The organism is Spirosoma foliorum, assembly GCF_014117325.1.
GTDB classification, from domain to species: domain Bacteria; phylum Bacteroidota; class Bacteroidia; order Cytophagales; family Spirosomataceae; genus Spirosoma; species Spirosoma foliorum.
Map to the genome: position 1 here is coordinate 2,596,595 of NZ_CP059732.1, position 19,398 is coordinate 2,615,992.

The 19,398-nt window shown below is 46.9% G+C and carries 36 protein-coding genes; 35 read left to right on the plus strand and 1 reads right to left on the minus strand.

What is annotated here, in order from left to right; all coding sequences use genetic code 11:
* The first annotated feature begins 68 nt into the window (after nt 1-68).
* The 27 genes from H3H32_RS10640 to H3H32_RS10765 all read left to right on the plus strand — a co-directional run bounded on the left by H3H32_RS10640 (nt 69) and on the right by H3H32_RS10765 (nt 14,511).
* A complete protein-coding gene (locus H3H32_RS10640) occupies nt 69-992 on the plus strand; it encodes an RNA ligase family protein (RefSeq protein WP_182462645.1) in 924 nt (307 codons plus the stop codon).
* 62 nt (nt 993-1,054) lie between these two features.
* The gene (locus tag H3H32_RS10645; protein WP_182462646.1) at nt 1,055-1,384 is read left to right on the plus strand and encodes a hypothetical protein; all 330 of its coding nucleotides are present in this window, start codon (nt 1,055-1,057) and stop codon (nt 1,382-1,384) included.
* The gene (locus tag H3H32_RS10650; RefSeq protein WP_220472629.1) at nt 1,381-1,668 is read left to right on the plus strand and encodes a hypothetical protein; all 288 of its coding nucleotides are present in this window, start codon (nt 1,381-1,383) and stop codon (nt 1,666-1,668) included. Before H3H32_RS10645 ends, H3H32_RS10650 begins: the two co-directional genes overlap by 4 nt.
* Nucleotides 1,669-1,673: 5 nt before the next feature.
* Nucleotides 1,674-2,024, plus strand: coding sequence for a hypothetical protein (locus H3H32_RS10655; RefSeq protein WP_182462648.1), 351 nt, complete (start codon nt 1,674-1,676; stop codon nt 2,022-2,024).
* Nucleotides 2,025-2,081: 57 nt separating this feature from the next.
* On the plus strand, nt 2,082-2,330 hold the full coding sequence (locus H3H32_RS10660) for a hypothetical protein (RefSeq protein WP_182462649.1): 249 nt from the start codon (nt 2,082-2,084) through the stop codon (nt 2,328-2,330).
* 313 nt (nt 2,331-2,643) lie between these two features.
* Nucleotides 2,644-3,135: a hypothetical protein gene (locus tag H3H32_RS10665; RefSeq protein ID WP_182462650.1), complete on the plus strand. Its 492-nt coding sequence runs from the start codon at nt 2,644-2,646 to the stop codon at nt 3,133-3,135.
* A gap of 483 nt (nt 3,136-3,618) precedes the next feature.
* Nucleotides 3,619-3,870 (plus strand): hypothetical protein, encoded by a 252-nt coding sequence (locus H3H32_RS10670; protein WP_182462651.1) that lies wholly within the window; start codon nt 3,619-3,621, stop codon nt 3,868-3,870.
* Between the two features lie 75 nt (nt 3,871-3,945).
* Nucleotides 3,946-4,386, plus strand: coding sequence for a hypothetical protein (locus H3H32_RS10675; protein ID WP_182462652.1), 441 nt, complete (start codon nt 3,946-3,948; stop codon nt 4,384-4,386).
* Nucleotides 4,383-4,679 carry a hypothetical protein gene (locus H3H32_RS10680; RefSeq protein ID WP_182462653.1) on the plus strand — a complete coding sequence of 99 codons (297 nt, stop codon included), beginning with the start codon at nt 4,383-4,385 and terminating at the stop codon, nt 4,677-4,679. Before H3H32_RS10675 ends, H3H32_RS10680 begins: the two co-directional genes overlap by 4 nt.
* 64 nt (nt 4,680-4,743) lie before the next feature.
* Nucleotides 4,744-5,280 (plus strand): terminase small subunit, encoded by a 537-nt coding sequence (locus H3H32_RS10685; RefSeq protein ID WP_182462654.1) that lies wholly within the window; start codon nt 4,744-4,746, stop codon nt 5,278-5,280.
* A complete protein-coding gene (gene terL / locus H3H32_RS10690) occupies nt 5,280-6,758 on the plus strand; it encodes a phage terminase large subunit (protein ID WP_182462655.1) in 1,479 nt (492 codons plus the stop codon). The genes H3H32_RS10685 and terL overlap by 1 nt, the downstream gene beginning before the upstream one ends.
* 3 nt (nt 6,759-6,761) lie before the next feature.
* Entirely contained in the window at nt 6,762-6,935 is a 174-nt protein-coding gene (locus H3H32_RS10695) for a hypothetical protein (RefSeq protein WP_182462656.1), read from the plus strand.
* Nucleotides 6,932-8,305, plus strand: coding sequence for a phage portal protein (locus H3H32_RS10700; protein ID WP_182462657.1), 1,374 nt, complete (start codon nt 6,932-6,934; stop codon nt 8,303-8,305). The genes H3H32_RS10695 and H3H32_RS10700 overlap by 4 nt, the downstream gene beginning before the upstream one ends.
* Nucleotides 8,289-8,849: a hypothetical protein gene (locus H3H32_RS10705; protein ID WP_182462658.1), complete on the plus strand. Its 561-nt coding sequence runs from the start codon at nt 8,289-8,291 to the stop codon at nt 8,847-8,849. The genes H3H32_RS10700 and H3H32_RS10705 overlap by 17 nt, the downstream gene beginning before the upstream one ends.
* A gap of 55 nt (nt 8,850-8,904) precedes the next feature.
* Nucleotides 8,905-9,243 (plus strand): hypothetical protein, encoded by a 339-nt coding sequence (locus tag H3H32_RS10710; RefSeq protein ID WP_182462659.1) that lies wholly within the window; start codon nt 8,905-8,907, stop codon nt 9,241-9,243.
* Complete coding sequence (locus tag H3H32_RS10715) at nt 9,240-9,491, plus strand: hypothetical protein (protein ID WP_182462660.1); 252 nt, start codon at nt 9,240-9,242, stop codon at nt 9,489-9,491. Before H3H32_RS10710 ends, H3H32_RS10715 begins: the two co-directional genes overlap by 4 nt.
* Nucleotides 9,491-9,754: a hypothetical protein gene (locus tag H3H32_RS10720; protein WP_182462661.1), complete on the plus strand. Its 264-nt coding sequence runs from the start codon at nt 9,491-9,493 to the stop codon at nt 9,752-9,754. Before H3H32_RS10715 ends, H3H32_RS10720 begins: the two co-directional genes overlap by 1 nt.
* A 3-nt stretch (nt 9,755-9,757) precedes the next feature.
* Nucleotides 9,758-10,168, plus strand: coding sequence for a hypothetical protein (locus tag H3H32_RS10725; protein ID WP_182462662.1), 411 nt, complete (start codon nt 9,758-9,760; stop codon nt 10,166-10,168).
* Between the two features lie 52 nt (nt 10,169-10,220).
* Nucleotides 10,221-10,424, plus strand: a complete 204-nt coding sequence (locus H3H32_RS10730) for a hypothetical protein (RefSeq protein WP_182462663.1) — start codon at nt 10,221-10,223, stop codon at nt 10,422-10,424.
* Between the two features lie 180 nt (nt 10,425-10,604).
* The gene (locus tag H3H32_RS10735; RefSeq protein WP_220472630.1) at nt 10,605-10,796 is read left to right on the plus strand and encodes a hypothetical protein; all 192 of its coding nucleotides are present in this window, start codon (nt 10,605-10,607) and stop codon (nt 10,794-10,796) included.
* Nucleotide 10,797: 1 nt separating this feature from the next.
* Nucleotides 10,798-11,655, plus strand: a complete 858-nt coding sequence (locus H3H32_RS10740; RefSeq protein ID WP_182462665.1) for a phage minor head protein — start codon at nt 10,798-10,800, stop codon at nt 11,653-11,655.
* Between the two features lie 98 nt (nt 11,656-11,753).
* A complete protein-coding gene (locus tag H3H32_RS10745) occupies nt 11,754-12,320 on the plus strand; it encodes an NUMOD4 domain-containing protein (RefSeq protein ID WP_182462666.1) in 567 nt (188 codons plus the stop codon).
* Nucleotides 12,321-12,586: 266 nt separating this feature from the next.
* The gene (locus H3H32_RS37830; RefSeq protein ID WP_256432989.1) at nt 12,587-12,715 is read left to right on the plus strand and encodes a hypothetical protein; all 129 of its coding nucleotides are present in this window, start codon (nt 12,587-12,589) and stop codon (nt 12,713-12,715) included.
* A gap of 5 nt (nt 12,716-12,720) precedes the next feature.
* Entirely contained in the window at nt 12,721-12,960 is a 240-nt protein-coding gene (locus H3H32_RS10750; protein ID WP_182462667.1) for a hypothetical protein, read from the plus strand.
* Between the two features lie 13 nt (nt 12,961-12,973).
* Nucleotides 12,974-13,342 (plus strand): hypothetical protein, encoded by a 369-nt coding sequence (locus H3H32_RS10755; protein WP_182462668.1) that lies wholly within the window; start codon nt 12,974-12,976, stop codon nt 13,340-13,342.
* Nucleotides 13,342-14,286 (plus strand): hypothetical protein, encoded by a 945-nt coding sequence (locus H3H32_RS10760; protein WP_182462669.1) that lies wholly within the window; start codon nt 13,342-13,344, stop codon nt 14,284-14,286. Before H3H32_RS10755 ends, H3H32_RS10760 begins: the two co-directional genes overlap by 1 nt.
* 15 nt (nt 14,287-14,301) lie before the next feature.
* Nucleotides 14,302-14,511, plus strand: a complete 210-nt coding sequence (locus tag H3H32_RS10765; RefSeq protein ID WP_182462670.1) for a hypothetical protein — start codon at nt 14,302-14,304, stop codon at nt 14,509-14,511.
* A gap of 3 nt (nt 14,512-14,514) precedes the next feature.
* On the opposite strand, the gene H3H32_RS10770 is transcribed toward H3H32_RS10765, so the two are convergent.
* Complete coding sequence (locus H3H32_RS10770; RefSeq protein WP_182462671.1) at nt 14,515-14,883, minus strand: hypothetical protein; 369 nt, start codon at nt 14,881-14,883, stop codon at nt 14,515-14,517.
* Between the two features lie 96 nt (nt 14,884-14,979).
* On the opposite strand from H3H32_RS10770, the gene H3H32_RS10775 reads away from it, so the two are divergent.
* From H3H32_RS10775 to H3H32_RS10810, 8 genes are all read left to right on the plus strand, one after another.
* Nucleotides 14,980-15,687 carry an HK97 family phage prohead protease gene (locus tag H3H32_RS10775; RefSeq protein WP_182462672.1) on the plus strand — a complete coding sequence of 236 codons (708 nt, stop codon included), beginning with the start codon at nt 14,980-14,982 and terminating at the stop codon, nt 15,685-15,687.
* A gap of 14 nt (nt 15,688-15,701) precedes the next feature.
* Nucleotides 15,702-16,967, plus strand: a complete 1,266-nt coding sequence (locus H3H32_RS10780) for a phage major capsid protein (protein ID WP_182462673.1) — start codon at nt 15,702-15,704, stop codon at nt 16,965-16,967.
* A 62-nt stretch (nt 16,968-17,029) separates the two neighbouring features.
* Complete coding sequence (locus tag H3H32_RS10785) at nt 17,030-17,386, plus strand: hypothetical protein (RefSeq protein WP_182462674.1); 357 nt, start codon at nt 17,030-17,032, stop codon at nt 17,384-17,386.
* Nucleotide 17,387: 1 nt separating this feature from the next.
* Complete coding sequence (locus H3H32_RS10790) at nt 17,388-17,603, plus strand: hypothetical protein (RefSeq protein ID WP_182462675.1); 216 nt, start codon at nt 17,388-17,390, stop codon at nt 17,601-17,603.
* Nucleotides 17,604-18,218, plus strand: a complete 615-nt coding sequence (locus H3H32_RS10795) for a phage gp6-like head-tail connector protein (protein ID WP_182462676.1) — start codon at nt 17,604-17,606, stop codon at nt 18,216-18,218.
* Nucleotides 18,218-18,526, plus strand: a complete 309-nt coding sequence (locus tag H3H32_RS10800; protein WP_182462677.1) for a hypothetical protein — start codon at nt 18,218-18,220, stop codon at nt 18,524-18,526. Before H3H32_RS10795 ends, H3H32_RS10800 begins: the two co-directional genes overlap by 1 nt.
* Complete coding sequence (locus tag H3H32_RS10805; protein ID WP_182462678.1) at nt 18,523-18,945, plus strand: HK97-gp10 family putative phage morphogenesis protein; 423 nt, start codon at nt 18,523-18,525, stop codon at nt 18,943-18,945. Before H3H32_RS10800 ends, H3H32_RS10805 begins: the two co-directional genes overlap by 4 nt.
* Complete coding sequence (locus H3H32_RS10810) at nt 18,945-19,376, plus strand: gp17 family tail completion protein (RefSeq protein ID WP_182462679.1); 432 nt, start codon at nt 18,945-18,947, stop codon at nt 19,374-19,376. Before H3H32_RS10805 ends, H3H32_RS10810 begins: the two co-directional genes overlap by 1 nt.
* Nucleotides 19,377-19,398: the final 22 nt, after the last annotated feature.

Here is a 19,398-nt window from a genome sequence, read left to right on the forward strand (position 1 = left end):
AGTACATAAAGGTTTTGTTTTGTACGACATTTGTAGTACATTTATGGTGTAAATCAATAGACAAACCCATGTTTATCGGCTATCAGCATCTTGAACGGTTCGGCACCACCGAAGTAGCACAAATTGAATTAGGTGAGTGTTATGTATTTCCCAAGATCGACGGAACGAACGCGTCATTATGGTTCAGGGATGAAAATTTACAGGCCGGTTCTCGTAATAGACACCTGACGCTTGAAAAGGACAATGCTGGATTCTTTGCCTGGGCTCTTGAGCAACCTAACCTACTCGAATATTTCAAATGCTTTCCCAACCATCGTTTGTTCGGCGAATGGCTTGTTCCTCATAGCTTAAAGACCTACCGACAGAACGCTTGGCGTCGTTTCTACGTGTTCGATGTAGCGATTGACAAAGAGGAGTCAGACCTACTTCATGAAGGTGATAGTAGATTGAATTACCTACACTATGAAATCTACAAGCCGGGCCTGGATGAGTTTGGTATTGATTACATTCCTCCAATCAGCAAAATCAGAAACGCTAACTATGAGCAGCTGGTCGACCAATTATCGAAAAACGTTTTTTTAGTCGATGATGGAAAAGGTGTCGGCGAGGGTATTGTTATCAAGAACTATGCGTTTCGTAATAAATACAATCGTCAAACGTGGGCTAAAATCATTACCTCTGAATTTAAAGAACAACACGCCAAAGTGATGGGCGCGAGTTCCCTTGAAGGGAAGCGATTGGTTGAGGAGGAGATTGTAGAAAAATACGTTACTGTTGCTCTATGTGAAAAGGTGCTGGCTAAAATCGAATTGGAAGCTCAGGGTTGGTCAAGTAAGATGATTCCGCGTTTGCTGAATACTGTCTTTTATGATTTGGTTAGAGAAAATAGTTGGGAGTTCATCAAAGAGCATAAGAATCCATCTATCAATTTCAGTACGCTTCATCACCTGACTATCATGAAGGTGAAAAGTAGCCTGCCACACTTATTTTAGCCCCCCCCCACTCCCTCCCCCGCCACGAACCGGGAGCATGGGGGCAAAACAGGAAGAGAAAGATGAAAAACGCAGAAGAGATACTGGAATCGATTTGGGATGATGCGATGAAGCGCATTGCCAAAGACCGAGATCCTATCAAAACCTACTATGCCTATTTTGTACCCGCTACCCGCGTCTGGCATATTGCGCCGGTCATGAAAGGGCCAAAGGGGAGTAGGTGCTTAAGCGTCCTTCGCTGCGAAATTACGACCGAAGCGCTTCACTGGCCCGAACCCTACCCAATCGTAGGTTCAGTTGGTGTGGCTTCCGACAAGAAGCGAATTAAGGTTATTGAGGTGACGCCTTTCAAGAATCGAGACTATTATACAATACTTAAGTCTGGGAAATGAAGATGGAGAAGAGAGTTGAAGATCAGTCACTAGGTATTTTGCCAAGCATTGAGGAAATACGTTATTTCTTTGATGAACAGTTGGGCGATGTCATTTCAGTTAATGAAGATGTTAGCCCAATTCACGAGGGAGTTTGTATGCTTAACATGAAGGTGCTTATAGAATATGGTATTGATCTAGTCAATTTATATGATGAATCGAAAGCTAGCGGTATACCGATTAGCAGCATGTTCTGGGAGTCAAAAGGCATTGAGTTCTGGTTTAGTCGAAGAAAAGCAAACTAATTCCCATGCCAACACACGAACTACTAAAACCGCTTGAATCCCTTTTGGACCTCAGTGCTGAACAGTGCAACGCCCTGACCGATGAGGGCTACCAACCCCACGAAGTTGTTAGTGAGGTCGCCCAGGTGTTGGATCGGCTGAATCGAAAGGCACAGATTAACATGGCCGCTAGGGCGCTACCCATTGACCACAAATCCGCGTTGCAAGCCATCGCCTACGCGCTTACGCTTGATTCAGGTCCAGATTATCGGGCTGAATGCCAGAAGGCATTCATGAAGTTGTGTGGATTGGATAGCTTCGATTATCAGGATTCAAAACTGGTCATGGATGTATTGAGGCCTTATAATATAGTTTAATTGCCCCCCAGTCGATCACAAGCCGGGTAGCCAAAAAAAAATGAGGAGGAAATAAGGATGGAAGAGAATAACGGTTGGTTTCCCAAAGAATCAGCACCTAAAGACGGATCATGGTTTTTGGTTTTAGTGCCTGATAGTGCCATGTGTTGGGGGCCTTATGACTTCGCTGCATGGCAAACCATTGATTGGCAACGCTGGGACAATTTAAGCTTTGAGAGTGGTACACAAGGCTATTTTGGCGGAACTGATACCAGCGAGGTAATTGAATTCTATTGGTGGCGCCCATTGCCAGCGCTGCCGAACTAACTAAACCACACCCCCGGCGCGGGGAGACAGGAGGAAGAAAAGGGATGGAAGGACTACGATTTAATATAAATAATCATATTGGTGTTAGGCTTACACCCAAAGGTTTTGCAAGGTGGAAGGCCAATGATGATGCTATCCTGCCGAAGGAGTTTCAGCGTCCATTATCCTATTATGAGGATCAGCAAGACGCTAATGGATATGTTCGATTTTGCCTGTGGATGTTTATGCAAACGTTTGGCCCACACATTTACATGGGCATGAAGGAGACGTATTTCGAATCAAATGAGATTGTAATACCAAGCGTTTATTTCGAATGACTACTCCACCACCACCCCGCCCCTTAAGCATCCACCAGCGTGTCGTCATCACCCAGGCAGAGCATGGCTTTGCGGGTAGCTCAGCGACCATTACCGGACTTGACTACCGAGACCCGAAAGAGCCCAAGGTATGGGTACTTGTTGAGGGCGATTCGGAAAGTTACCCGTTTTCGCCCGAGCAGTTGCAAGGAGTGAGTAGTAGAGGATTAGGTGAGATCACCGAAGCCGAAGCCAGGGAGTGCTTTAAGGTTGCGTTTGGTTCCCCACTAGAACAATATGCAATGTCTGGGGTCAGTCCAGAAGAGGGAGCTATTGAGATTTATGCCTATGAAAAAGATGGGGAGCGGATCGATATAACAATATTGAGCGACGGACAAATGGCAGCAACTGCGTACTATCCAGACCAGCGCATGTTTTCGCCCTTTTTTAACGCCCCGGCTTTGGTTCGCTACCTGGAGTCGATCGGGGTGAAGTTTATAGTAGATTAGCAGAGAAATGAAGAAGCAAACAATTACATATCACACTAACCTGGAAGCATATCGGGAAGTCAATAAGGCTACGTATGCTACTGACTGTATGTGGTCATTCCGCATTCGCATGGAGGTTGATACGCTAACAATTTCTTTAGCACATATCCTCAATGATCCCGTTCCTGCCAAAGAGATTGTAGCCCAATTACTTGATAAGTCGTGGTCACATGAGAGCCCAGCTTCATACCTGACGATTCATGGAGACAATTGTAGGCAACTTGCATTAATGGGGACTAGTATTGATGATTTATTGCTTTGCAATGGCTTTTTCCCGCCTATATTAGTCAGCGTGATCCGAGCAAAGCAACCCATTCACATTAGTCTTGAAAAGTTGATAAATCCAGCCCAGTATGGCCCTTTGCCCTCACGCAGAGGTCGCAACCTACGCCCCCAGCAGGGCAAGAAAACCAGGTATACATAGTATAATTATTACAATTGAATATGAGAGTATTTGATATTGAGAGAGATGGACTGCCTGACATGGATAAATTAGTTGGTCGGGTAGCCTTTATTTTTGATGGGTGTATCGTTTCCGGGTGGCCACTATACAATATCCATTTAGAATATCCAGAAAATAATTATCCTGAATACGGAATGGACGTATGGGAAGCAAATAGTGATGTTGGCCGAGCAGTCAGATTTGAAGGGATTAAAAAGTACGTCATATTTGATGTGCCGGTGTGGGACCTATGAAACGCCAACCACTACCTGCCCCCTCCGCCGAGGGATTGGAATGACGCAGGAATCAGGACATACCAAACTATCACAATGACCACCCAGCAACTACGATCGATTGCCAGCTATTGGGGTACATATACTGCATCTTATATTGATTCACATCAAAAAAGCCACCACAGGCTATTGGTTGATGCTGATGTGATGCGCGATCTGGAAGAGACAATGGTCAGGAGCTTCAAGCTCCACCTCCGACGCATTGACAGCCTGACGGATGAGGAAGTAGAAACCCTCATGCAACTAACCGAGCAACACAATCCAGAATTTCAATTTAATGGTGATACCCGGATTGATCGAAGCGCAGAGGACTGTATCTATATCGGTATGGATGGGAAGTTGATTCTGTATTTTAATGGAGAAATCGCTATCGACCGCCACTATAGCGGAATCACAGCGCCTTTATACGCCTACCTGCAATCCATTGCCGTGTACGTGCCAGGAACTATTGAGGAGGAGTTTGTTGAATTTGTATGACCTTTCGAGAACTAACCAACAACCCCCAACTACTGGCAAATCCCGCATTGGCTACCTTATTAGGGATTGAGCCAGGCAGCCAGATAGACTTCTTCTCAGAACTACAGCGATATGCCTGCGACTATCAAGACCTAGATTACACCAATTACGGTCACTATGTTGTTCTGTGCGATGGAAATGTTGAGCTTTTCCAATCCGGCACTATTGAGGTGCGTTGTTACAATCTAGGCATTAACATCTTTCGCATTGTTGCCATGTTCAATGCAGCAGGAGTTGAGATGCAATTTGCTTGACTCGTATTTTTTTTGCACATTTACTTTGAAAAAAGAAGAACTTTGTTTTAGAAAGTAAGTTCAAATGCCAGCACCGAAGGGGAATAAGTATGCATTAGGCAATCAGGGAGGGCGACCACCGATCTACAGCAGTGTAGAGGATTTGGCGACTAACATCGAAGCCTATTTTACTTATTGTGAGGGGGAGAGTCACGAGGAAGAACGGACAGAGAAGAAAAAGCAGAAAAACCCAACCACCAAAAAGATGGAAACGGTTGAGGTGAAAACTATGGTCACGGTTTGGGATCGTGACCCAGAGCGGCCAACATGGACGAATTTAGCCTTGTTTTTGGGGTTTGAATCAAGAAAAACCCTGCATGACTACTCACAGAAGGAAGAGTTTAGTTACCCGATTAAAAGGGCCCTTACAATCATTGAGAGTATATATGAAGATGCCCTCATGTCACAGGGACCAACGGGGGCCATATTTGCCTTGAAAAATCTTGGATGGACTGATAGTAAGGAAGTTACGGGTAAAGATGGTGGACCAATCCAACATTCGCACACGCTTACACCTGAGGACGTTGCCGCATTCTCCGCCAAATTCAATAAGACTTATTAATGGTTGATGAACTCAATATAAAGGAGTGGAAATTCAATAGACTCAATACACAAGAGAGCCTATTGAATCATACCCGCTACTTTTTTAAAGAGCTATATGGTCGAAAGTTTGTCGTTAACTCACACCACGAGGCTGTTTGTGAGCTATTAGATCGAGTTATTAAAGGTGAGGTAACTAAGGTGATGATTAACATTGCTCCACGATATGGAAAAACGGAGATTGCTGTAAAGAATTTTATATCTCATGGCCTAGCCCTCAATCCAGCCTCTAAGTACATTCACCTGTCCTACTCGGATGACCTGGCGCTGGATAACTCCGAAGGGGTAAAAGCTATCGTTGAACACGAAGCCTATCAAGCCCTTTTTCCTGAAGTTCAGATCAAGAAAGATTCCAAAGCCAAAAAGAAATGGTATACTACTGCTGGAGGTGGTGTTTATGCGACCTCAACAGCTGGCCAGGTGACTGGTTTCGGGGCGGGTCACGTTGACAAGGAAGAAGATGAGGAAGAGTTTTTAAGTGAACTGGACTCACTGTTAAATCAAATAGGCATTAATACCGGTTTTGGTGGCGCATTAGTTATTGATGACCCCATTAAACCTGAAGACGCTGACAGCGAAGACCGTCGAAATCGAATCAATGCTCGGTATGACAGCACCATCAAGAATCGCGTTAACTCCCGTCGCACTCCCATAATATTGATGGGTCAGCGCACTCATGATAATGATCTGTGTGGCTATTTGCTGAAAAATGAACCTGGAGAATGGACTGTGCTAAGTCTGCCTTGCATTCAGGAAGATAGCAATGGCGGACAGTATGCCTTGTGGCCATTCAAGCACAAATTAAGTGAACTGATAACCCTTCGTACTCAAAACCCTGTCGTCTTCGAGCGGCAGATGCAGCAAAATCCAACACCCGCCGAAGGATTTCTCTACGACCGTCCATTCAAGACTTACGAGGTTATTCCTGTAACGGTTAAGAAGCCAATTCGTAAGAACTATACCGATACGGCTGATGAGGGTTCTGATTTTTTGTGCTCTATAGATTACATCGAAACCGACACGGCCATGTACGTAACAGATATTCTCTTTACACAGGCAAGCATGGAGACTACCGAAACCCAAACGGCTAAAATGGTATGGGGAGATGAAGTGGATGTGTGCCGGGTTGAATCTAATAACGGGGGTAAAGGCTTTCAGCGCAATGTTGAAAAACAGGTTCGTCTGCTGGGTAATCTACGCATGCGCTTTGTGTGGTTCCATCAGGGCGAGAATAAATACGCTCGCATATTCACCAATTCCAATACCGTCCTTAACCTAATTCACTTCCCGAAAGATTGGGAAGCCCGTTGGCCAAAATTTGCCCAGCAAGTAAAGACGTATATGGCGGTAGGTAAGAATGCCCATGACGATGCTCCGGATACCTTGACGGGCATGGTCGAGTTTTTTGGTAAAGATAAATCTGAACGCGTATTCCTGTAACCCATGCTAATATTCATTCCCGCCATTCTCCTTGCCACTATTCAGGCGCTCGTCTGTGCTTACTTTCTGATGCAGGCCATCAAGGAAGAGGAGGGGCGTACCGGTAGTTTGATCTATTCAGGCATAGCGGCCTGTACTACTTTGTTTCTGTTCACCATAGCGGCACTACACGTATGAGCCTATTTTCTTCCCTTTCCCTGGCTGCCAGTAAAGCTGCTAAGCCACCCAAGCCAACAAACCGGGAAATCACCCGCGATGTGCTTGGCGATGGTAAAATCAAGATCCTCAACGGGCAGGTGACGTTATATGGCGATGGCACGGAAACCCTGATTCGCAATAGCTACATGGCCAATGCGGACTTGTATGCCATTGTTCGCTATATCGTCAACAAGGCCCTTCGCGCCAAGTATTTTAACTACAAGGTCGTTGATGAAAAGGCGCTGGCCGACTACCGGATGCTTAAAGGCCCAGGCTCTAATGAAGCCAGCCTGAAAGAAGCCCGTAAGGTACGGACAAAAGCCCTGGTGAACACGGTAAATCCGGGTATTGATGCTTTACTGACCAAGCCCAACCCGAGCCAAAGTTTCAAAGTGCTTACCGAAGCGGCTGTGGCATATAAATTACTGACGGGTGAGCGGTTCCTGCAACGCATTGAGGGACTAAGTCCAGTAACACGCCTATTCATCCTACCCCCTACGCAGATGGAGGTAAAAACGGGCGATAAGTATCTGGAAATTGAAAGTTACCTCTACCGGCCCACGCAAAGCGAATTAACGCCACAAGAAATTATCTTCTCCAAAATGTTTCACCCCGCCATGGGTGGCTATGGGGATGAGCTACGGGGGCTATCCCCCCTGCGCGTCATGGCGCTACAGATTCAGAAATCGAACGAGGGCATTCTATCGGGTCTGCGGCAGTATCAAAACGCAGGTCCTCCAGGGTTGTTATCGCTGACGGATGATGAGGTGCCGCTTTCACCCGAACAGTCGGAGCAGTACGAAGCCAGATTGGCCCGTCGTAACGGCTCTAACAACCGGGGACGTATCAACATTACCGGTATGCACGCCGAATGGGTCGCCCTGGGCCTTTCGCCCGTTGATTTGGATATCCTACAATCGGGTGTATTTGATCTTCGAGCCATGTGTAGGGCTTATGGGCTGGACAGTAAGCTGTTTAACGATAACGCAGCCTCGACCATGAACAACCAGACCGATGCGGGCAAGGCGGCTATTGTGAACGCGGTTATACCTGCCGTTGAGGATTGGGGGGATGACTTAAACACTATGATTGAGCCGTTTAACGTGAAGGGCGAACGTAACTACATTGATGCCGACGTGACGCACTTCCCCGAACTGGCCGATGATCTGGACAAGGTAATGGATCGCATGATAAAGGGGCCGTTTAAGCCCAACCAGATATTGGAGGCTATGCACTATGAGGCCGACCCCAACCCGTTAATGGATGAGGTCTGGATGCCAAACGATAAAACGCCATTGTCTCAGTTTAGCCCCGACGCACCACCAGTAAAAAATGATAATACGTACTGAGTTGAGCCTAACGCTATTGCGAGATCATCAGGCGGCAATAATGCCCGCAATATCGCCACTGTTAATAACCGGAGATGTTGGGCGTATTGTTCATGAAGTCATTACATTGGCACATAAACGCAATCTGATCAATAGTAGTAACCTGCACGAGATAGCGGGCGTATTGACTGGCTTTAATTTAATTGAGTCAATCTATTCAGGTTGTGGTGGGTATTGTGAGATTGACGCCAAAAATATTGCTATCAGTTCTGAGTACTCGTTAATCAATAAGAAACTAACCCTCTGCCATGAAATGGGTCATGCCATACAGGTAAGATCGGGGCATTTTGATAAACGTACATTATTACTTAGTGACTTGATTCGCGAAGAGCAACAGGCAGAGACAATTGGGTATTATTTGTTTAAAGCACTATTCCCTTCTGTCACACCAAAAAAGGAATGGTTCAGCGTCTACTTCGAGCAAAGCGACTTTGTGTTTTTGCGCAACTGGTATGGCGAGTATTGCCAAAATGATCTATACAAAGAACCTAGTCCAACGCTTTGATATTCAGCCGTTCGGTTGTAATTTAGTAGGATATAAATACTTATAGTTTATGGATATGAGTGGCGTATTAGCAGGCATTAATCAGGGTCAGTTGAGGCAAGATTTTTTTCGGACATTCGCTACTCCGGCACAAATTTTCTACAAAAGGGGCATCACGGTAGAGGATCAGGCCGTAATTAATTCCCTGCTTTTGTCTGGACTTACAAAGGCAAATCCCGGCAAAGAGGTTTATGCCTATGCGGGGTTGGTTTACAACAGCAAGGCTTTGTTTGTTGAGCTTAGAGTTGAACAGGCATCAACGTTTACACTATATCCAACAGGAGATATTTATCCGTATTGGGATGTAGAAAAAGGCTTTGATTACACCAAACTAGCTGAACGCATATTAGGATGAAACGACGAAACTTCTTTGGCAGCCTCTTCGCTGCCGGTGCTGTGATTAAGAACTCTGTGCCGATTGTATTGGGCAAGGATACGGGCAAGAGTGCGGAGGTGGTGACGCCAGTGGATAGGCTGAAATTTGATTTTGAGGGTGCCCTTAGTGCGCCCGTTCGGACTATGCAGACTCATATCAAGGTGAGTAGCACGGATTTGTTTACAGTGTTGGATCGGGCCAAGAAAATCCAGAACGAGTATCGGTAATGCCAACAGAAACGGAGAAGAGCCTTGCTAGTGCCGTAGTTCGGCTTGTTGCCGAGAAAGCGGCTTTGCAGACGATTATGGAAAATATGGATCAAGAATTACTGTTTGGTAATGGACCTGGCTTGCCCTATCCACAAATAGACTACGGGGAAAAGCGCCAACGGCTTTTTAATATGCACGACGAAGCACAGGACCGCAAACGTCGCGGCACGTTCGGGCCATTTGCCAAACCTAAAGGAATGTTGAAAACTAACTTATACTAACTCGTGGAAATATACGCAATAGGATTTTGTGTGCTTATTGTCGTCTTAACGGCTCTTGATTTCTATTTAAGAATCAAGCTTTATAAGCTGAGTAAGGCTCGGATAGACAATTGGATTGAGATTACGGAGCTTAATTCCGAGGCAATAAAGGCAAACGCTGAGGATATAAAACGACTAAAGAAGTGGCCCAAAGCTTCGCCCATCATAAGTACCCACCAAGATAAGGCATGGTGTACACTGTTTATAGAAAATGGCACGGCAATACTTAGAATGCCCGATGGTACGATTATTCCTACGCAAACTGGGCTGACCTACACCAGTAACGTTGACCAGTTGCCAACTGCAACCGTGACGCTATTCGTGAATCTGGCCGAATCCGCAGTAGAATACGAGGAAGGGTTAGCGGAATGTTGAGATGATACGAACATCAATCGTGCTAGGTCTAGAGGACGGTAGATGGCCAATCATGCACAAATCCGCTGGATTAGCTAAGACGCTACCTATAGCCCGTTGGTTATTTGATTTTACAGGATGGAAGCGGGAAGAAGGCGAAGAGTTTCCAGATATGTGTTATGTAGTCGAAACTGTAGAGTGGCCCGAAGGCGACAAGTACTTTCCCTGCAATATGCGCGAGTTGTTTGTTTTGGAGAATCGATTGATAATGAATTAGGTATGATATATTCTGGATTATTTCCCTTATCGTTCTTACCTACGTCATGATGTGGGTGTATCTATTCTGCTATTGGAAAGGCAAGGCGCTATGGATGCTTTTTCTTTATTGGGCTAATTATTGGTCACTTAAACAAATAAAGAGGCTATGAAAATGACCTATTACTTCAAGAGTACCAAAATGACTATTGAGCAGCCTGGTGACTATAACAAGGAAGAGTGGGACGCCTTAATTGATAAAATTACCGCTAATAGCTCAAGTGTATATGTTGAAGTTGAGGTAAGTGGCAATAAATTCGAGGGAGCACTTGATAAGTTTAAGGAATGGGTTAATACTCAATGGCTAAAACGATTAGGTATAGGAAATAATTAACATGACCCTCGCCCAAGCCACCACCTACCACCGTCAATACCTCCGCTGGCATGTCCAACAGGAGCGTTTTGCCGTGCGTGTCGTGATGGCTCGGTTCCGGCAATTAGCAGGCTCGTTAATACATACCTTAAACGCGGGTACACCCGCCACGTTAGCAGGCATGATTGACGTTATTGTGTCCACGCAGGCTCACAATTCAATCCTGAGTACCATTTACACCGCCGTGGGCGTAAACGCGGCACAGCGCGAATATGAGCGCTTGTTGCCACAAGCCAAAAGCGCAGGGGTGCCGATGCTGACCAAAGACAAAGACCCAAGTATTCCCTCTTTAACCCCACAATCGCCCAAACCATCGGGTAACCTTACGATCGCTTTCTACTCTCAGCAATGGCGTAGTAAAATGGCGGAACTCGCCCGAAGCAGCGAAACGGCGGCCCGCATTACCAAAATGACGGAGAAAACCCGTGATCTGATTCGAAACGTACTGGCCGACGCAGGGGCGAACGGCTGGAGTATTGCCAAAATCGCCAAGGGTATTCGTAATGTAGTAGCGGATAAAGCTCGTGCATTACTGATTGCCCGAACGGAAACGACATTAGCGGCTAGTGCAGGCCACGAAGCGGGGGCCATGACAACATTGCTCCGGCTGGAAAAGAAATGGATTGCTACGGCCGACACCCGGACGCGTGACGCGCATCTGGCCATGCTGAACGCGAAGCCCGTGCCGAGGGATGGGGTATTTATGGTTGGCGGAAGGCAAATGAAATTTCCAGGTGACCCCAATGGTGGCCCAGAAAATTGCTGCAATTGCAGATGTACATTAGCCTATATTCCCGCTAGAAATTATTTGGATAACTAGCTGATATTTAGTATCTTGTGTTGTCTAAAATAGACAACCCCGCAACGTGCTGGACACACGAAACGGGGTCTAATCACAACTAGTAAAGCACTACTGTTATGACTGCTACAAATGTAGAGGGTTTGGGTGAGGTATGGAAGGATATTCCAGGTTATGAAGGTCGTTACCAAGCTAGTAATCTTGGTAGAATCAAAAGTTTAGCAAGAGTTGCCGTAATGGGTGGACATGGGCAATGTTTTAAGGAAGTTAAAGAGAAAGTCTTAAATCCCGGAATACATAAGTCGTCTGGGTATCGCTTTGTAGGGTTAAACGGCAGGAAAACTAAAACCCCTGTCCATCGAGCAATTGCGAAAACGTTTATTCCAAATCCAGACAATAAGCCATTCATTAATCATATTGACGGTAACAAAATAAATAACAGGGTTGAGAATTTAGAATGGTGTACTGCAAAAGAAAATGTTCGGCACGCTATCGCAATGGGTTTAACAAATGTTTCCGGCGTTAATCAACCTACGGCTCAAATCAATGATGATATAGTCAGGCAAATGAGAGCAATGTACAAAGAAACAAATATGACCTATAGGGAAATTGCTAATCATTTCGGCGTAATAAGGCAATTGGCTGAGAGAGTCATTACTGGATACACATGGAAGCACGTACAATGAAAGTAGACTATAGCCTACAAGACGAATATGGACTGTTTGTTAATGCAGACAATTATTCGCCTTGTAGGCGACTCTATGAGCAAATAGAGCCAGTCAAGGTAAGGACTAAAAAAAAAGCCAGATATGGAAATATCGTTCGATTCAAATTGCATTTTTAGACTTCGCTTATTTGGAAGACTATTCTCGCTAAAAGATCCTAAGAGGCATTTAGTGCTTTTTAGTGAACGTGTTGGTGCCAACTGTAAAATGTACGTTCTTTTTGGCTTATGTCTGTCTATAAGGACATTAAAGTAATGCCCATGAAGTATCCCGGCGATCCAAATGGCGGGGCGGCTCAATGCTGCAACTGTCGTTGTGCGATTGCGTATGTGCCAGCACGGGAATACTTAAACTAGGTACAATGGAAAAAAGAGAAGGTATTGTTGAAATAAGTAATGAATTCCGTGACGACTTCACGGCTTGGACTACATTGGCTCAGTTCATGAAGCCCATTTGTGAGCTAAAGGAAATGGCTCGACATCCATCAACGCAAATGTGGCTATTTGAAAGCGATCTATTTGAGCCAGGGCGAGCCGAATATGAAGTAAGTTTTTCTCGTCAAATGGATAACACATTTTCGGTGCAAGCAATAAAGAGATAAACTAACCACCACCATGCCACAGATTTACGGTAAACTCGGAAAGACTCAGGTTATTGAAGTGCCTGTTCAGGCAACCCACCTACCGGCCGAGCTACAGACATTTCCGGTGCTTCAGGTAGACATTCAGGTACTCAGTGTAGGAGGTTCGATACTATACACCTACGGAGACCAGATACCCGCTACCAATGGGAATGTAAACACCACCAATCACCCATTCCTTGCGGGCTTTACGAATGCGTATCCATCCAAGATAGGCATATCGGCCGCACCTGGTGATCCAATTTCTGTGGACAAGTTTGATTTACCTGGCTTTCAGTTCTGCCTAATGGATGCTACAGTGCCAGCCTGGTTAGTTGTTACACCCCGTTTATCGACAATGTGATGAAACACGCCCTATTCATGCCCTTTTTGCTGCTATCGTTCTGCTGTTTCGGACAAGGCAAAGAGCAGCCCATGAGCGTCAATAAGTACGGTGTCACAACCATGAAGCAAGTGACGGGCCTGCCTGCTTCCTTGTCTGCGATTCGGGCTAGAATTGACAGTTTGAAGAATGTGATGGGAGCTGGTGGGCAACAAGGCCCGCAGGGAATCCAGGGCAATCCGGGTACGAATGGTACCAACGGAACAAATGGCACAAATGGGCAGGCTGCTACCATATCTGTTGGCTCTGTTACGACCTTACCATCTGGCAGTACGGCGACGGTAAGTAATTCAGGAACATCATCGGCAGCCGTTTTCAACTTTGGCATACCTCGTGGACCAAATGGGCTTGATGGAGCACAAGGGCCGACAGGCGCAACAGGTCAGGCGGGGACTGCGGCAACTATTACCATTGGCACGACTACCACAACAGCATCGGGAAATTCGGCTAGTGTAACCAATACCGGAACAGCATCGGCGGCAATACTTAATTTCGTTATTCCAAAAGGCGCAACAGGAGCTAGTGGCTCAACTGGACCAGCGGGCACCAATGGTAGCAATGCCTCACTTTATACGAGTTCGGGTTTAGTATCCGGTACTACCAAGATATGGTCCACAACGCTCGTGCCTACCTCGGCCATTGGGCAAACGGTGGATATTTCCAGTGCTGGCTTTAGTCAGGTGTTGAGTGTCCAGGTTATTGCCATGCGCAATACCACTGACCCAATGCAGGTACCGAATGTGGCTATTAAATCCTATACCACCAGTCAGTTAGTACTGAATATTGTGCAGCCCAATAACGCCACTGTGACAATCTTAGGTATTAACGTGCTTTCGGGTGGCCCATCAGTCGCAGCCTCCCCCCTTACCAACATAACACTACTCGCAACTGTAACTGGCATCTAACCCACCCGCAACGCTATGAGCTTACTCACCAATCAACTATCTGAAATCCTGACCCCAAAGGGGTTTTATAATACCGTCAAGCAGCTAACGCCCGAATTGCCCCTCGAAATGGCTTATGAAGAGGCCGAACGCACCCATATTGCCATTACAGGCAACCCGCGTTATCCTGGGGGGTTTAGCTCGTTTGACCGGGTAAAGAAGCGGTATGATCAGAAAAGGGAATAAACTTTAATCAAGCGTTAGTTCATGTCTCGAGAAAGATATAGACATATCGCGCAACTTCATTGCATCAAAATCTAATAGGAAATCCCGAAGATGTTCTGCGCCAATGCACGTGCCTGTCAGTTCGCTGTATCCCTCGAAAATGCCTTTCTTCCATCCTATAATTATCTCATATTCCGGAATCTTTCTATTGTCGCTAAAAATAGTAGTAGCAATTTTTAGGACACCCTTATAACTAGCGAATGCCCCCTCTTTGGCGCGAATACGCCATGTGACACCAAGCCCATAACTGACTTGGTCATAAACCAACCAATTAACTCGTTGGCCGCCGATAGTTGGCAGTAGCTTTGACGGTCTAGTATGTAGCTTTTTCATACCTCAATCTATGAATAATACGTGACATTGTCACTGTTCTACCCCTTTTAACCTCCCCAATTTCACGGCAACGAATTTACTCCATTCACTGCTGCCGTGCTCTTTAAGAATCTTTCTTCTGCTGCTGCCGACGTTGATCCCGCACAGGGCATCATTAAAGGTTATTTCGCTCATTTTGGCAGTAAAGACAGCGATGGCGACATTATCACAAAGTCAGCCTTTGATCGCACTATCAAGGATCACGGACCAAAGGGATCAAATCAGATTAAGCATTTGCTCAATCACAATCCTAACTGGCTTCTTGGCTCTATCAAAGAGCTTAACCCCGATCAGGTTGGACTTGCCTATGTCTCTCAACTCCTGAAAGGCACTGACGGAAAGTTTATTCCAGATGCCGAACTGGTTATGGCAGCCGTTGCGCAAGGCGTCAATCTGGAGCACTCAATTGGCTACAATGAGATTCCTGGCAAGACCGAGAAAAAGGCGGATGGCAACTACCTCAATGAGCTAAAGCTTTGGGAAGGCTCAACACTAACCTTCTATGGAGCTAATCCAAACACCCCCGTAACGGAACTTAAATCCATGAACCTAACGGGCATGGTGTCCATCTACAATGCACTTGAAAAAGCCCTACATACTGGCGAATGGTCAGATGAGGGTTTCAAGCTTATACAAAAACATCACGACGCATTCGGTATCGCACTGAAATCTCGACAAGCAACCCTGATATCTACAAGTCAGGAGCAGCACAACGCACTCAAAGCCGCCGATCTAGTCACTAACCATTTTAATCTCACGCTGTAACGCATTCACTGCTCATGAACGAACAGGAACTCATAGCAGCCCTTGAAGCCAAAGCAACAGCCTTAGTTGCGCAGGTAAAGGGTATTACCGATCCGCTTGATGCCAAGCTCAAGCAAATCGAAGAAACCTTTAAAGAAGGCGGCACCAAAGTAGACCCAGCCCTCAAAGCCGAGGTTGAAAAGCTGGCCAAGATGCACGAAACACTGGCCACGCAGATCGATCAGAAATTCGCTGACATCGCTACCCTTCGTAATTCAGGGAAGCCCGGTAGTATCAAGTCCCTGAACGAAGTTCTTTTCGAGGAATTTAACAAGAAAGAGGCAGGTAGTTTATCTATTGTCGACCGAATCAAAGGCATGGCCTCGGGTTCGATGGGCAAAAACAGCATTGATGTCAACATCAAAGCGGTTGCCGATATGAGTTCGGCGGGTAACCTGACGGGCACCTATTTTCAGGGGTATGATCTTCGTCCAGGCGTAACGATTCGCCCTCTGTTCGACGCTCACCTACGCCCAACCATTCCAGCCACCACAACCGAAAAGCCACTCGTTCGCTACGTACGGGAAACCACATCAGAAGGTGGTTTTGATATGGTGGCAGAAGGTGCGGAAAAGCCAGAAATCGACTGGGATTTCGATATCGTAGATGCCCCCGTTCGTAAGATCGCGGGTATTTTCCGGTTGCCGGAGGAAATGATTGATGATATTCCGTACCTGCTTACCTACCTGACGACTCGGGGTATGGAAGAGCTGAAAAACAAGGAAGATCAGCAAATCCTGTACGGTACGGGCTCAGGTCAACAACTTTCCGGCGTATTCCAGGTAGCAACTCAGTTTGCAGCGGGGGGCTTAACGGGCATCACAACGCCAAACTATTTTGACGTACTGGTAGCGGCTAAAAAGCAACTTCGCTTACTGAACCTGGTGCCAAACTTTGTTTGGGTATCGCCCGAAGATTACGCTAAAATGCGCTTATCGAAGGCGACGACGGGTGAATATATCTTCCCGGTTCTACCCGGCACAGACACGATCACCGTCGATGGTACACCCATCATTCAGAATAACCGCATCAATACGGGTTCGTTTGTTGTGCTGGACACGCGCTGGATGGAGATCGCCGACCGGATGCAGTCAACGGTTCGCCTGTTTGACCAGGACCGTGACAACGTAATCAAGAACCTGGTTACCTGCGTAATCGAAGAACGCCTGGCCTTCCCAATCTACCGGCCACAGGCAATCATCAAGGGTACATTCACCGACGCTATCGCTGCCATCGCTTAATCTGTCCCATCTCATCAGGCTACTCTAACCCAGTAGCCTGATGTCAATCTCATAGCAACACAATGAAAAAACTACTGGTATTCGGACTGATGTTGGTACTGGCTTCCCTAAGCGCAAACGCCCAGATCATCAGCTCTATTACGAAAGTAACCGCCCCAACGTCGGCAACCGGATCGTTGGTATTAGAAGACACGTTAGCCGCTTCTACAAATTACTGGTCACCACGTCGGGGCGATGTGTTTGTGGCCATCAAAGGTGCGGGCGCTACGGCCAAGCTATTTATCTATAGCAAAGGCAATAACAGCCAGGTGCTAGCCTCCGCGTTACTATCAGCTATCTACGTTCCCTTAGCGGGGGGTAACCCATCTACGCAAACGTCGACGCAAAAAGCTACGTATCTGAAGGCTAACACCAACTAGGATGGAGCGAATCGAAGTCGAACTGGTCCACCCGGATACGGCAATTGCCTTTGGCAAAGCGGTAGGAGAAACCGTTCATATCTATCCCCATCACGCCAAGCCGTTACTAGCTGATGGCCGGGTAAAGGAAATTGAGGCTAAGAAAAAAGAATCCAAGCCTGCCGACCAGCGCAAGACCAAAGAGGATAAATCTGCCGGTAAGATTGACACTAAGTAAATGAGCTTCCCCTACACATCCAATCAGGCTACTATTCTGGCTCCCGTCATCGAGCGGACGCCGGTTGTCGTCACCGATCAGACTGGACAAAGCGTGTCAGGGGAAGCTATATTTTACAAAGACGATCTGAAACAGCGATTATCTATCGATCTGGAGATTGAGGATTACGATAACGCCTTACTGGCCCTGCTTCGTACAGCAATTGGTGCGGTCGAATCGTATACCCGACTAGCCATTCAGCCCCAAACGGTAGTGGTTCGCTACACTTCGTATGAAGGTGGTCCACTACCGTTTGGGCCGGTTTGGGCTTTAAATCCGAACCCCGTCGTAACGCCAGTCGTAACGGGGAGTACAGTGACATTCAACAATGGTACGAGTGATGCCTTGACAGACGGGGATTTTCCCTACATCAATGGCAGTTTCGAAGCTGGAACGGTTAGCTATACAAGTGGCTATTCACGGGCGCAGGACAGCATTCGCCCTGTACCGGATGAATTGATTGGGGCGGTATTGGAGCACGCGGCAAGTTCGTTTCGGGCGGGTGGTGTGACAGGCTCAGGCAATCCCGGCACGTACTGGAAAGTGCTGGCCGGGCCTAAACGACGCTTTGACTAATGCAGGTAGAACGTGCGCAGTTTCTGGACGAAGTGCCCGTCTCCGATGGGGGTGTGGGTACGATCAGCACTGAGCAAACTGTATACGAGTGCAATGTGGAGGTGACACCGATCAAGGCCAGCCGAACACTGGAAGCCTCGCAGGATATACTAAAGCAGGCGTATCTGCTGAAGATGTGGGTAACTAAGCGCTACACGCCAAAAGTCGGGTCGACTGTAATTGTTAAAGGCCAACGCCTGACAATTCAGAACCTGACTTTCACGGATGCTACAGCGAACCGCTACCAGCTAACGGGTTTATCACAATGAGCGTCCGTATTCGGGGATTCAACGAGCTGGAACGGTTTCTGCTCAATCTGGCCCCCAGAACAAAACGCGAATGCCAGATCGCTACGGAGGCCTCGATTCGGGAAATGCAGGCTGATGCGATGCAACATGCGCCGGTTGACACAGGCAAGCTTCGCCAGAGCATCACCTTTGAAATTACCAAGGGAGGCCTTGCGGCCAGTTTAAGCGCTAACGTAGAATACTGGGCCTATGTGGAGTTTGGGACAGGCGGACTGGTCGAGGTGCCGGAAGGCTTTGAAGAGTTGGCCGGACCCTACAAAGGGAAGGGTAAGCGAACGATCAACCGGGCGGCACAGCCTTTTTTGATACCCGCCTTTTTGCGACACAGCGAGGCATACTATAAACGAATTGACGACGCTCTCGGGCGGATATTCCGGTAATGAACGACGCATCCTTTGCCCTTTCTGTTGCCTACGCCACCCTGCTGGCAGGACTAACGTATAACGGGCAGGAGGTAAAGGTGTACGACCAGAAAGCCAGCAACACGGCCACGTTTCCTTACGTGATTCTAGGCCCCTGGCAGGCACGTTCGGGCAATACCAAGGATAGTTTTGGTCAGGTTGGCGAAATCAATCTGGATATCGTCACCGGCTTTGTCGGAGATCAGTCCAGCCGAAAGCCTAGCGTCGAGATTGGGAACCTGATCACCAGCTTACTAAAGCCAACACCAACAGCAGAAGTGCTCACAGCTCCGGGCTTTCGGGTCTGGATGACAGCAATTACCGCCACGCTGGACATCAGTGACGAACTGAATACCAAGGGGCTACGACGAAAAATAATAACGGTACAACATACACTAACAGAGATTTAACCGGGCTTCGCTCACCGCAATT